The organism is Cytobacillus dafuensis, from assembly GCF_007995155.1.
GTDB classification, from domain to species: Bacteria; Bacillota; Bacilli; order Bacillales; family Cytobacillaceae; genus Cytobacillus; species Cytobacillus dafuensis.
On sequence record NZ_CP042593.1, the window covers coordinates 4,537,687 to 4,552,192 of the forward strand.

At 39.0% G+C, this 14,506-nt stretch carries 8 protein-coding genes; 2 read left to right on the forward strand and 6 right to left on the reverse strand.

The annotated features are described in order from the left end of the window. Nucleotides 1–293 precede the first annotated feature (293 nt). On the reverse strand, nucleotides 294–2,228 hold the full coding sequence (locus FSZ17_RS21580; protein WP_057772993.1) for a WD40 repeat domain-containing protein: 1,935 nt from the start codon (nucleotides 2,226–2,228) through the stop codon (nucleotides 294–296). Between the two features lie 209 nt (nucleotides 2,229–2,437). After that, nucleotides 2,438–3,613, reverse strand: coding sequence for a DUF5050 domain-containing protein (locus FSZ17_RS21585; protein WP_057772991.1), 1,176 nt, complete (start codon nucleotides 3,611–3,613; stop codon nucleotides 2,438–2,440). 585 nt (nucleotides 3,614–4,198) lie between these two features. Here FSZ17_RS21585 and FSZ17_RS21590 point away from each other — a divergent pair. Together FSZ17_RS21590 and FSZ17_RS21595 are read left to right on the forward strand one after the other, a co-directional pair. Then, nucleotides 4,199–5,122: a DUF3298 and DUF4163 domain-containing protein gene (locus FSZ17_RS21590; protein WP_057772989.1), complete on the forward strand. Its 924-nt coding sequence runs from the start codon at nucleotides 4,199–4,201 to the stop codon at nucleotides 5,120–5,122. A gap of 543 nt (nucleotides 5,123–5,665) precedes the next feature. Continuing rightward, nucleotides 5,666–8,224, forward strand: a complete 2,559-nt coding sequence (locus FSZ17_RS21595) for an Ig-like domain-containing protein (RefSeq protein WP_057772987.1) — start codon at nucleotides 5,666–5,668, stop codon at nucleotides 8,222–8,224. A gap of 46 nt (nucleotides 8,225–8,270) precedes the next feature. Here the strand turns inward: FSZ17_RS21595 and cydC are convergent, their stop codons facing one another. Genes cydC through FSZ17_RS21615 form a run of 4 tightly spaced genes read right to left on the reverse strand, consistent with a single transcriptional unit; the run spans nucleotide 8,271 to nucleotide 14,128 of the window. Further along, entirely contained in the window at nucleotides 8,271–10,001 is a 1,731-nt protein-coding gene (gene cydC, locus FSZ17_RS21600) for a thiol reductant ABC exporter subunit CydC (protein WP_057772985.1), read from the reverse strand. Then, nucleotides 9,998–11,725 carry a thiol reductant ABC exporter subunit CydD gene (gene cydD / locus FSZ17_RS21605; protein ID WP_057772983.1) on the reverse strand — a complete coding sequence of 576 codons (1,728 nt, stop codon included), beginning with the start codon at nucleotides 11,723–11,725 and terminating at the stop codon, nucleotides 9,998–10,000. The genes cydC and cydD overlap by 4 nt, the downstream gene beginning before the upstream one ends. Next, the gene (gene cydB, locus FSZ17_RS21610; protein ID WP_057772981.1) at nucleotides 11,725–12,738 is read right to left on the reverse strand and encodes a cytochrome d ubiquinol oxidase subunit II; all 1,014 of its coding nucleotides are present in this window, start codon (nucleotides 12,736–12,738) and stop codon (nucleotides 11,725–11,727) included. The genes cydD and cydB overlap by 1 nt, the downstream gene beginning before the upstream one ends. Next, complete coding sequence (locus FSZ17_RS21615) at nucleotides 12,725–14,128, reverse strand: cytochrome ubiquinol oxidase subunit I (protein WP_057772979.1); 1,404 nt, start codon at nucleotides 14,126–14,128, stop codon at nucleotides 12,725–12,727. Before FSZ17_RS21615 ends, cydB begins: the two co-directional genes overlap by 14 nt. Between the last annotated feature and the right edge of the window lie 378 nt (nucleotides 14,129–14,506).

Here is a 14,506-nt window from a genome sequence, read left to right on the forward strand (position 1 = left end):
TTGCGGCCCACAGGAAGTGGGTCACGCAGACGTTGCCACACGATGTGGCGCTTTTAGTCTGTGTTCATTTTATGGGCCTTTACGGGCAGTTGATCCTCCACTTAGGTTTCTTTGATTCTCTCGCAACCTTGTAGTGGGGGTCTTACTGCCCGTTAATCTGCGATAAAAATTAACATAACAAAGATAATGTGCAGTCCCTTTGATGAAAAACAAAATAACCCCAAATATTAACAGGTGCGAACACCGCTATGGGATTCGCACCTGTTTCTTTATAGATTATGCTTGAAGAACAACTACTCCAACTTCCACAGCTCATCCTTAAAAGTAAAGTAGATAACCCCATCCATTCCTTTAGTGATTCTCTCTGCTCCGTTACTCTTTAAGATTTCTAATTTGAATGTACCGGAATGAACTCTAAAGAGAGTGTTTTCAACTGTACCGTAAATATATTTATCGTTTCCGATCACAAGTGAGCCATTGCGGAAGCGGCCGCTTGTATTTTTGACAACATTGACCGATTGGGTTTTCTTTGTTTGCGGATCATAAGCAAAGAAATTGCCATCGGATAATCCATATATTTTGCCTTTGTCATCCGCAGTCAGCGCATGGATCATGCGCGGCTTATTAATGCCTAAAGGTAAAATTTCAATCTTGCCAGTCGGGGAATTACTTTTCAATCTAAAAAATACAGCATTTTGTTTGCCTTCAATATTTTTGCCACTAAATATAGAGGTGCCTCCATACACATAGCCTTGATGAGTCGTTAGTGAAATAATGCTCTGATCCTTCACGAGATTTCTTCTAACAGATTGCGTCTTTTTGGCAGTGTCATAAATCGTTAAGCTGCCCCCAACCTCTCCGTTTTTCGGATGAGTGCCGATATATAAATAGTTTGTTCCTGGTGCCCCTGTCATCGTTACCGGTCTATCCTGTCCATTTCCAATCGTAAAAAGAGGCTGAACATAAGGATTCTGTAAAAAATTTATCTCATTTATTTTCCCATCTGGATATACCCCTAAGTAGAACCGACCGTTCATCGCCGCAAATCCTTCGACTTGTCCCACTCTATCGATGGTTGAAAAAGATTTGTTCTCTGGATGGTAAACGCCCATTTTTTCCGATACATAGCTGCTAATATAAATATTCCCATCAGGTCCCGCTGCCAAATTGTAAATTGGCACACCTAAAGCAGGTAGCGTAAAGCGATCTACAATTAAATCCTCCGTTTCCAAATCATATGTAAAGAAGGTCCCTGTATTTCCAAGCAGGCCTGTTAAAAATGGCTTGCCACCTTGTTTAACGTAATCAAGTGATACCGCCTCTGTACCTGATAATGATTTTTTAGATGGTGTTATTTTCCCAGTTTGTAAATCTAATTTTTGCAAGTGGTAATCATTTGTAAAATAAACATTCTTCCCGTTTGGAGACAGCTTTGAAACGCCTCTTGATTTTGCATTTAGTTCGCCTTTGAACTTATATGACTGTGCATCGAACATGAGAATCTTATTTTGCTTTTCCAGTTTGGCAAATAGGACACCGCCTGCTTGATCTAAATCATAAATAGAGGTGATGTTCTTATACTTAGCTGGCAGAATGGATTTTTTCTCATTTGTTTTCAGATTCCAGGCAATTAAATCAGCATTGGCCCCAACCCCAACAAACATCGTATGGGTCTTAGGGTTATAGGCTAGACTTCGGCCAATCATTTTTCCTTTGGAAGCTTGGCCGAGATTTTGGAAATTTCCATTACTATATTTGAAAAGCCCGCCCTCATAGGAAGTACTTCCGTAAATATGGCCGTCCTTATCAACCTCAATATCATGTATGGAAGTACTGCCGCTCGTCGCTTTCCCAACGTCCGTCAGCTTCTTTTGATTCGGGTTATATTTATAAAGCTTATTTGAAGGCGTTCCTCCAATCCAAACCTCGCCTTTTCCATCTGTTTCAATCGCCCAGCCGCTTGATGAACCAGTTAACACCTTTTGATCCACCAATGTCTTTTTAAAAATATCAAACACAACAAGCTGAGCAGGCTCTCCTTGTAAAATCACATACATAAGGGCATTCCCTTTCGCGTCATTTCCCGAAGAAGCTGTAATCGCTGTGCTATTCGTAATGGGCTTCCCTATTTTTGTTATTTTGCTAGCTGCTGAGGCTGATTCTCCCTGCACTTGGAATGAAATCAGAAATAAACAAATAAAAGATATATATAACCATGACTTTTTCACTGCCAACACTCCATCTATTTCTATTTCATAGACATATTTTACTATAATTAACAACTGCATTGGAATGCTATTTACAAGAAATACTACTTTTCCCTATTAATCAAACGTTTGATTAATACTGCTTAGTAGAATTTTCCGATGGTCAGAGCAAGATATGAATAAAAAAAGAGCTACCACCCAATGGCAATAACTCCATTCTATTACTATATTTAAATGCCAATTTTAGTCTTCGTACCCGATGATTTATTTGTATAGAATAATTTATCCTCTACAAGATATAAATCAATGGAGTGAACCTTGTTAATCTGCTGCAAACCAGATCCATTTAATTTGGCTCGGAACAGATACCCGTTATTCGAATAATTACTAAAATAGATGGAGTCTTTAGCAACAACAAAGTAAGGTGCCCTAGCATCTAGAATCTTCATCTTTCCTTTTCCATCTGTTCCAATTCTATATAGCCTATGATCGTCAAAGCTATTTGAATAATAGTAATAATTCCCTATCTCCTGAGCAGAATAGAACTCTTGAAAATAAGCATATCGATTGCTCTTCGCTGCTGGATATGGCTTTTCATCCCAAGAATGATCCTTCTTTAAATAGGATGCCGGAACGAGAAAATATTTGTAACTGACCTGCCCCTCCCGATTCGGCACAGGATCGTCCCAAGTTGTATCGATGTAGAAATATTCTCCATCCACCTTGACTAAGTTCCAAGCATGAGGTCCCCCATTGCCCTTTCCAGAAACTTTATGGGTTTCAACTCCTGCTTTCTCCAGTAATAGCTTCATTGTATCGGCATATCCCTCACAAACAGCCACTCCATTTATTAATACCCCATATGCTGTAAAGGAAGCTTCAGGTACTTTTCCCTTTTGAAAATTGTCGTGATCGTAAGCTGTATTGAGGACAATATAATCATGAATTGCCTTCACCTTATCAAAATCTGAATAGCCAGGCTTAATCGTTTGCTTAATAATTTCAGCCGCCTTTGCCTCCTGCTTTTTCACCATTTCTTTGATCGTTTTAGTCGGGTACTTGTATTTTAGTTCAATTTTTCCATTTGAATATAACCGAGTCCCTTCATGCTTAAAATAAAAAATCTCCGGGTGATCGGCTAACACTTGATTAATGATTGGACTAATTTCTTTATAGGAGATGCGGTTTGGAGGAAAATAAGCCGTATCTTGAAAACTAGTAATCGCTTTTAATAGATTCTTATATGTTTCATCATAGGCTTTTGCATTCGCTGAAGCCATCATTAGACCTTTTTCCGATACTCTGGAGTCAGTCTCCATCGCTTTAGCATTGATTCCATTTCCATTAACACTAAGTATGATTAGACTAACAAGAAACAATAGACCGAACTTTCTCATGAATTTCATAAAAAGTCCCTCCAGATAGATTATAAAGGGTATTTGCTTTCTAAGAACAATAGCAAAATGACAACAAAAAGCCCCCTCATATTCTATCATTCGACAGGAAATAGGTAAATCCTACAAAGTTAACTAAAATTTAACACCAAATTAAACATAACAGCGAATGATTAACTTTTATCAAAGGCTCTTTTCGCATATATTGTTGCTTTTGCCTTCAAATTTCGCCCGTTGATTTCCGCTGCGGTCACTTGCTTTCCGCGGGGAGAGACGTGAGCCTCCTCGGCGCTTGCGCCTGTGGGGTCTCACGCTTCCCTCCATTCCCGCAGGAGTCAAGTGCCCTCCGCTCCAATCAACTCAAATAGTTAAATAAAAATTGCATTAAAAACAACAACCTTTACGAAAACAGCCTTACCAAAAGGAAAATCTAATTAATCAATCGTTTGATTAAACAAGCATTAGGAATCATCACAAATCCTCATGGCGTGTGCATGAGTTTAAGCTAAAAAATTTTCAATTTATCGTCAACTTTTTTCTAATTCAGAACGTCTTTAAGGTAAAGGAAGTTAAATGAAAATCGGGGAGGCTTTTATAATGAAGAGAATATTAAGTTTATTGTTTGCTATTGTTCTTATTTTTTCAATTTCACCTAACAATTCAGCGAAGGCAAGTGTCATGTGGGGAAAAACAGAACTGAGAAAAGGGCAAATAGGAAAAGTAACTATCTTACAAGATTCACAACTGTGGAAATTTGACAAAGATAATAAAACTTTAGTTGAGGTCAGAAAACTCAATAAAGGTGAAGAGTATCGCGTTTATTCATACCGGAATGATTTAGGGGGACTTTACGGTGTTGGCGGAGGGTCATTCATTAAGAAATCCGCAGCTGCAAAATACGAAACGCCTTCCAAAGCTAAACTGCAAGCACTCGGTGTAAAGGTTGCAAAGGCAAATTATCAAGACGTATTTCAATACCCACAAGTAGAAGGATTATTGAATAGCGCTGCACAAAAAAATATTAATGAAGTTTTACAAAAACATATAGAATCTTCCTATAAATCCGCACTCGAAGTGAAAAAATCTAATCAAGACGATCCCGACCATGAATACAGCTATGAAGTAAGTTATGAAGTAAGTTATGAAGTAAAATACAACAAAAATAACCTCCTCAGTATCCTTATTTATGACTACACCTATACTGGTGGAGCCCATGGTATAACTGCTGTTCAGTCTTATAATTTTGATATTCGGACTGGAAATCAAATTGCATTAACCAATGTTGCAGAAAATAAAAGTGAGCTAACAAAGTTAATGAAGTATACAAAAGCAGATCTGTTAAATCAGAATAAAAAAATCGGCATGGTATTTACAGACCAGCTTGATGATTTAACGTTTGATAATAGTCGACCTTTTTATTTTTACGAAAATGGAATCGTTGTTAAATTCCAGCATTACGAAGCTGCCGCCTATGTAGCAGGAATGCTCGAGGTGAAAGTTCCGTATTCTGTATTTAGATAATTGATTTAAAGATTTAAAACTCAGATTAAACCGTCAAAATTAGCTTCCTCATTAGCATCACTAATTTTGACGGTTTTTTATCGTTCCTTTCAATAATAGTTTTAATAAGGCTCTTTTCGCATATATTGTTGCTTTTGCCTTCAAATTTTACCCGTTGATTTCCGCTGCGGTCACTTGCTTTCCGCGTGGAGAGACGTGAGCCTCCTCGGCGCTTGCGCCTGTGGGGTCTCACGCTTCCCTCCATTCCCGCAGGAGTCAAGTGCCCTCCGCTCCAATCAACTCAGATAGTTAAATAAAAATTGCATTAAAAACAACCAACTTTACGAAAACAGCCTTTAATAAAAATGCTTTTTATTCCCAAATACTGTTTATTATTTAGTCATTAGGAAGGATATAAAAAAAAGCCACTATACCATTAAGACCATTATAAAAGTATGCCATTTTATCTATTTATCAATATCCATTAATCTCTTACAATAAAAACAAAAACGCATTCCATACATTACCACAAATACCACTTATTCGTTACCAAGGGGGATATCTATGACCAAAAAGAAAGCTATTAAAATTGCAAGTGCCTCTGCCATTGCAGCTTCTGCTTTTGTTGCGACAAGCTCCATTGAGGCTGCTTCTGTCAGTGAGGTTGAAAAGCTAGTAAAGGAAGCAAAGGATGCCGGGACCATATTAAAATGGGCCATATCAATTGAAGGTAAAGCAGATGGAACAACACGGCCGTGGGCAGCTTATAACGCAGCGAAGACAGCCTATGACAAGGCTGTAAAAGCAGTCAACACCTTACCCGCTTCACAAAAGAACAGATATATGACCGAGCTTGATGAACATGTGAAGCTTCATATCAATCGAACAATGTATTATATCGATGCTATCACTGCTGGAGAAAAGATTCGCGCAAAACAGCAAGTGTTAGCTAATCAAATAAATAAAAACCTTATCAATGATGACACAGAAATGGCGTATCATGAGCTTTCGAGGGAAATCCGCAAGCAGGCCATTCTCTTGGATCGCGTATACGGGAAGTCGACACGTGACCTCATCCGCTCAAATTATAAACAAGCTGCTGAAAGGGTTCGCGATAGTGCGATATATGCTGTTACAGTGAAAATTAAAATCGATTTGGCGCAAAAAGCAATTGCAGCCAATGATTTTGCAAATGCGGAAAAACATCTAGAATCCGCAAGATTTTACTTACCCTATGTGGACAATCCTGTCATCAAAAAAACACTAACCGATCGCCTAAACTCCATTGGTTCTAATTTTACCCCTAAGGTTGGAAAAGTTAGCGCATCCGAACCAAAGAGAATAAAAGTTGATTTTAATAAAGCGATGCTTTCCGGAAATGGCGCAAATGGGGCTGAAAACATAGCAAATTATAGCGTTTCCGGTCGATCAATTAAAAGCATCAAGCTGTCAGATACCAAAAAAACGGCCATTATCGAATTATATGAACCACTTTATACAAACTCGGCCTACACCGTCACACTGAAAAAAAATATCCAAACCACCAATTATGAACCATTAGGCATGGAAAATTATATCTCTTCATTCACATTTTCAGACACAATCAAGCCAACTGTATCCGCTGTGACAACGAATTTAAATGGTAATGTCGAGATCACCTTTTCCGAGCTAATTAACGGCAACTCACCTCTAAACGTTTCAATCAACGGAAAAGCTGTTACGTTTAATTCATTATCAAATGAAACTGACAAAGTCGTCGTCCCTAAATCAGAGCTTGAAAAAATCGGTTTACAAAAAGGCAAATATTATTCGATTGTTGTATCAGGGGCAAGAGATTTAGTTGTCTCCACGCCTAATACCATGAACACATATAGCAGCAATTTTCTCTATAATCCGGCAGCCGATACGATAGCCCCTACGGTCAGCTCTCTGCAGGTGAAGGATGAGAAAACCATTACCATTGAATTTAGCGAAGCATTAGCAGACTTCAATGCTTTAAGTCACCTTGCCATTACAAAAAACAATTCCACCATTAGACCAGCATTCATTAGAGACATCTCCGACGGCAGAAAAACAAAATTCGAAATTGAACTGCCTGCAACCATTTACAGTCAAAATGACATCTCCGTTTATTTATATATACAAGTTAAGTCATTCAAGGATCTTGATGGCAATACGGGACGGACATATGAAAGATCCGTCACAATGACCAAGGATCTAACACCACCTAGATTTGTTAGTGCCCAATTCGATAAGAATACAAATGAAATCCGGCTAACCTTTAGCAAGCCGCTAAAAGCAGGAACTCCGTCAGCTGACAAAATAACGGTTTCCTATAAAGGAAGTACAATAACACCAACCTTCAAATCGAACAGGGAGAACCAAATTATCATTGATGCGAGTAAATTAAAGGACGGGACATACAATATAAGTGTCTCAGAGGGTGCTGTCAAAGATAGAAGCATTTCAGAAAATAATAACAGTGCCTTCACTACTTCCATCACGAAAAAATTAGATTCAGAAAAGCCAAAGGTTACATTTTCCGAAAAAGCCGGAAACGGAATATTCACCGCTGAATTTAATGAAGAGGTAGATGCAGGGACCGCAACATTGTACTCAAACTATTTCATTGGAAATAGCGCGATACCGTCAAATTCAACCTTAACCTTGAGCCCTGACCAACGAGAAGTGACGATTACGCTCCCTGAAGGAACCATCAAAACAACAACGAAATACAGCATTACTGCAAAAGGCGTAAAGGATCTCTCAGATAACACCATGGACACATTCACGAATACCATTGAACTGACCGAGAATACACAGCCATTATTGGAAAAGGCTGCCGTTGATAATGAAGATATCAAACTAACATTCTCAGAAAATATCTTCTTGTTTGATGTCAATCAAACAAATTTTGATATAACGGTCAATAATGAAAAACTAAAAACTGATCAATATAAAGTACAAGGCAGTTCTAACCAAAATGAATTGTTGATTATTCCGCAAAATGGTACGACATTTACCACTGCTAATATAGAAATTTTGACAAGAGAAACTGCAGCTATCAAAGATAATGCAAACAATACTCTAAAAGCAGGAACTAAAATTACTATTGGGAAATAATAGAAAAGGATTTGCTCGCGATGAGCAAATCCTTTCTTTTATCTCTTTATTCTTCTCCCCGATCCAATAAGTACAGCTGCCTGTAGCGAGCACTCGTCTCCATGAGCTGGTCATGTGTCCCGCTCATCGCAACCTGCCCTTTATCTAAAAATAGAATCTGATCCATTTTTTCAATTCCTATAAGATGATGCGTGATTAAAATAACCGTTTTATCTTTTAATGTCGTAAACATAGTTTCAAGCAAGTCCGCTTCGGTTTGCGGATCTAATCCTACTGTCGGTTCATCTAATACGACAATGGGCGTATTCTTTAATAAGATCCGTGCCAATGCGATTCTCTGCCTTTCGCCGCCTGAGAATCGTTGACCTGTTTCTTCCATTTGCGTATGGATCCCCTTCGGAAGTGAATGGATATAGTGATCGAGCTTTACTTGCTTAATGACCTCAGCCACTTCCTCTGCCGTTGCCTCTTTATTTCCTAACAAAATATTATTTGCTACTGTTGTGGCAAATAAGTACGGCTTTTGGTTCAGCACACCTACATATTTATAGATGTCTTCTTCATACGATTCCGGATGCTGTCCATGAATATGGACCGTCCCGTTTTTAGGAGAAAGGGCACCTAGCAGCAATTGTAATAAGGTTGATTTTCCTGCCCCACTTTTTCCTAGAAGCGCTATTTTTTGTCCGTGCGGAATAGATAAAGAAATATGATGAAGGGCATCCTTATTTTCCCCTTCATAACGATAGGAAACGTCATGAAACTCTATCTCCGGATGACTTGAAAATTCTCCTTTTTCAGTACGTACCTTTTTCTCAGGAACAAATTTACGAATATGTTCAATGCGCTGTAATGATTCCTGATAAGCAGGGATTCGCTCAATGGCATGTGAGAGTGGAAGCATCCCTTCCAAAATCGGCAGCGTAACTAGAGTAAATGCGGCAATATAGGTTGGCATAATGTCGCCCGCCTGAGCCGCAGAGCCAGCCCACACTCCGACAATAATTAAGATTATTCCTGACAAAACTTGCAGCTGAAACGTACGAGCTTGGTTCCAGAAAGCAATTTTCTTATCAAGGCTATGGCTCTCCTTACTTTCAGAAGCAAATTGCTTAATAAAGCGCTCTTTCTTCCCGCTAATAATCCAATCACTTAAACCAAATAAAGCATCTGTAAATGTTTGATATAATCGACTTCGTTTTTCTTTATGTTCAATCTGCCTTTTTTTTAGGAAAAATAAAGACAAGAGCGGATAAACAAACACGATGATACTTAAACAAAGGGCCATAAATAAGGCAAACACCCAATCAAATAGGGCTAAAACAATGATGGAATACACAAATAGAAACAGGGCAATAATGGTCGGGAAAATCGTTCTAATATAAACATCTTGTAAATGTTCAATATCGTCTGCAAGTGTCCCTAGTAAATCCCCCGTTTGGAACCTAGAACGGATAAACAATGCTTGTGGCTCTAATATTCCGTATAGCTTCACACGCATATCAGACAATATTTTTAGCACCGCATTATGTCCAACTAGCCTCTCTACATACCTTGATACGGCTCTCGATATCCCAAATGTCCGAACCCCAACTATTGGTACATAGATTAGGAGAATGGTTTCAGGTCTTTCAGCAGCCCTAGTAATTAAATACCCCGAAGTAAAAGTAAGCATCGATGCAGTAAGTGCGGTTAATATGCCTAAAAAAATCGTCACGCCCATTAACCACTTATATTGTTTTAAATAGGGAGCAATATAGGTTCGAAATAAGTTCATTCCGCTCTCTCCCCCCTTTGTGCCTTAATTAGTCGATAGTATGCACCTTTTTGCTGATAAAGATCAGCATGCGTTCCCTGTTCAACAATTTGGCCATTTTCAAGCACCAAAATAACGTCCATATCTCGCATCCAATGCAGTCGATGTGTCGCAAAAAAGACGAGTTTATTTTCTAATAATGGAAGCATTAAGCTCTTAATCTCATGTTCCGTTTCAATATCTAGATGGGCTGTTGGTTCATCCACTAGCATAATCGGACGGACTTGCAGCAAACCTCGTGCTAACGCAATGCGCTGCTCTTCCCCTCCACTTAAGCTTCGGCCGCCTTGACCTATTCTTTCATCTAGACCATTCGGAAAGCTTTTAATTAATTCCATTAAACCCGTCATTTCTGCTGCTTCTTCTATCTTTTCTCTTGGAGAATTTGGTTCGTACCAGCTAATATTCTCTGCAATTGTTCCAGCAAAAATATACGGATGCTGTGGGATATAGGTCACTTGCTCCTGCCAATCTTTCAGAGAAAAATAAGGAATTTCAGTTCCATCTATCTTAATTTCTCCACCTGTAGGATGAGAAAAGCCGGATAAAAGATCGATAAGCGTAGATTTACCTGCTCCAGATGCTCCGACAATGCCTACTTTTTTGTAGCCGCTCACTTGAAAACCTATATTTTTCAAAAGGAGCCTATCTTCATCATCTGAGCTTTTTGTTAGCCGTTGCACTGTTAACGTACTTTCTTCCTTCCATTGGGGAACGGATATCTCATTTTCTTCACTAGCAAAGGTCTCCATCTCAAGCAGCTCACGGATTTTCTCTCCAGCTTCCTTCCCATCCATCGTCGCATGATAATCATTCCCTAGATCACGCACTGGCAAGAAATATTCTGGTGCTAAAATGAGGATGGCTAACGCAGCCTGAAAGCCAATGTCTCCATTTATAAGGCGCAGTCCAAGCTCAACAGCTACAATGGCGACAGATAAGCTCGAAAAGAAATCTAATGAAAATGTCGATAAGAAAGCCACCCTTAGAGTCCGATTCGTAGCAATCCGGTATTTATTACTTACGGTTGCAATGGCACTTTGATGGGCCTTACTTTGTCCCAAATATTTCAGCGTGACAAGCCCCCGTAATGAATCTACAAAGTGACGGGAAAGCAGCTGATAAGTATCCCATTGTGCATCAATTTGCTTTTGGGCAAGCATCCCTAGTAAAACTAGAAAAACAATCAAAACCGGCATGACGATAGCAAGAATAATGGCTGAAGTCGTATCAACCGTTAAAACGTAGATAAGCACTACAATCGGAATACAAACGGTTGCAATAAAACGAGGAATAAAAAGCTCGAGATATGTTCGGAAGTTTGGGATACCCTCTAAACATAGTGTGATCATGTTTCCGGAACCTTTTTTTCCGATCCGGCGAGGACCAAGCTCGAATAACTTGCGAACAAGTAACTGCTGAACGTGAAGAGACGTTTTATCTGCAAACCGATAGGCAAGTCTTTCCTTCGCCCATTGGATTAAATGCCGAAGCACATACGCTGCGATAAAACAATAAAACGAGGGAAGGACTGCTGACCAAGCAGTCCCGTTATACATTTTCACAATGGCTTCCGATAAAAAAATCGCCTGAAAAATAATTGTGATGGCCTGTGCAACCGTAAGCATTCCAACTACTAGCATATGAGTTTTACTGCCATGATAGTTGAAAAGTTGTTTGTCCATTAGTATTCTAAATGCTCCTTACTTGTTACGCGTTTTCTAAATACATAGTAGCTCCAAATGGTATATCCGAGAACAATCGGAACCATAATCGCTGCAACAATGGCCATTAATTTCAATGAATAATCACCAGATGCCGCATTGTAAACAGTCAAATTATTAACAATATCGATGGAGCTAATCATCACGTTCGGGAATAAAGCAATAAAGAACGAAGATGTGACAAGTACCATGATTATGCCTGTTACTGTAAAGCTGAAACCTTCTTTTTTATTACGTAATAAAGGATACAGCAGCAGATATAAAACAATTGCCAGCCCGTACACCGGAATTAGAATAGCGCCTTTTTCTGCAAATGCCTCTGTGTAAACCGCTGTTAATACAACAAAAAGTACCACAACTGCTCCAGAAGCAATATACATTTTCAATGCCGCTTGACGGGCACGCTCACGTAAGGAACCTGTCGTTTTTAATGTTATAAACATCAACCCGTGTAAATACGATAACAATACGAACGCAAGTCCGCCAACAACGGTATAAACATTAACAATATCTAAGAATCCAGCGTGCATATTCATATTCTCATCAATCGGCAGCCCTTTGATGAGGCCAGAAAATAGCACACCTAACAAAAACGGCGGTAAGATACTGCCGAGTAAGATCGCCCAATCCCACGTTTGAGTCCATCTTTTGGAGTCAACCTTGCCTCTAAACTCAAAGGCAACACCTCTTGCAATTAAGGCGAGCAAGAGAACGACGAATGGTAAATAATAGCCGCTAAATAGCGTCGCATACCAATGTGGGAATGCAGCGAACATAGCTCCTCCTGCTGTAAGCAGCCATACTTCATTGGCATCCCAAAATGGACCAATGGTGTTAATCAATACGCGTTTTTCTAAGTCATTTTTCGCAAGGAATTTTGTACTCATTCCAACCCCGAAGTCGAATCCTTCAAGAAAAACAAAACCGACGAACAAGACACCGACAAGAACAAACCACAACTCACTTAACTGCATCTTGCAACCCTCCCGCATTAAAAGGATCTGAGGCAGAAATATCTTCTTTCGGCTTCTCATTTGGTCCTTGTTTAATCACTCTAATGAATAAATACACCATGACAATTCCAAGCAACGTGTATATTAATGAGAATGAAATAAGCGAAAACAATATTTGTCCTGAGGATACATTTGGTGAAACCCCATCAGCCGTTAACATTAAGCCATTTACAACCCATGGCTGACGTCCAATCTCAGACATAATCCATCCTGCCGAGTTTGCAATATAAGGAAGGAAAATAGCAGGAACTAGCCACTTTAAGTAGCGAGTGCTTTTTTCAATTTTTTTCCGCCATGTTAAGAATAGTCCTAACGCGCTAAGCAATATGATAAGACCGCCTGCTGCCACCATTACACGGAAGCTCCAAAATGTCGTTTTTACAGGTGGAATATAATCCCCTTCACCATATTTTTTCTCATACTTTTCTTGTAACGTGTTCATTCCTTCTATTTTTCCAGAAAACTCACCGTAAGCTAAATAACTTAACATATACGGAATTTCAATCCTTGCTGTACTTTCTTTATTTTCAACATCAATATTAGCAAAAAGGGTCCATGGAGCTGGGTCCTCACTATCTTCCCATAGCCCTTCAGCCGCAGCCATTTTCATCGGCTGAGCATCTATTAAATATGCAGCTTGAGAGTGCCCTGAAAAAGCAATTCCAAGTCCTGATACTAAACCAACGATTAAAGAAATGGTCATTGAGCGTTTAAAAAATTCGATTTCCCTTTTCTTCAACAAATTCCATGCACTTACACCAATAACCAAGAAAGCCGCCGTTGTAAAGGCTCCGAAAATCGTATGCGGGAAAGCTACCCACAGCTTTTCATTTGTAAGTACAGCGACAATATCATTCATTTCAGCTCGACCATTATTAATGGTATATCCAACTGGATTTTGCATAAACGAGTTAGCAGCTAAAATCCATAATGCTGACAACATCGTTCCGATTGATACAATCCAAATACAAGCTAAATGCAATTTTTTAGGGAGTTTATCCCAACCAAAAACCCATAATCCAATAAATGTCGATTCGACAAAGAAAGCAAGCAATGCTTCAATGGCCAATGGTGGACCAAACACATCACCGACAAACCGAGAATAGTCTGACCAGTTCATTCCAAACTGGAATTCTTGAATAATTCCCGTCACGACACCCACTGCAAAATTTATTAAGAAAAAGATGCCCCAAAACTTTGTCATCTTCTTATAAATTTCTTGCTTCTTAATTACATACATCGATTGCATAATCGCAATGATGAAAGCTAATCCGATGGATAAAGGAACAAAAATAAAATGAAACAGCGTGGTGGAAGCAAACTGAATCCGCGCCAGCATGAGTTCTTCCATTAGGATTATCCCTCCTAAATTATTCTGATATAGTACTCCAATATCATAAAGGACAATTGTGTAATATACGTCAGAGTATTGTGACGAAGTTTTATACATAATTAGTCCTTTTTGTGACATTTGTACTATTTGTTAGAAAAATCACAGAAAGAGATCAAAATGAAGGAAACATTAGAAAAACTTGGCTTTTGCCAAGTCCTTTTTGGTGACTGCCAAATTTTTCTAATGCAATCTTATTAGCAGATACTAAAATGAAAACACATTAGCCAAAGAAAAGAAGCTAGCATGTGCCAGCTTCTTCATAAATAATTAAACTTCTATTGTTTTATCTCCGTCCAGTCCATCGGATGATGCATGCTTCCATTTGTGTTTAGCTTT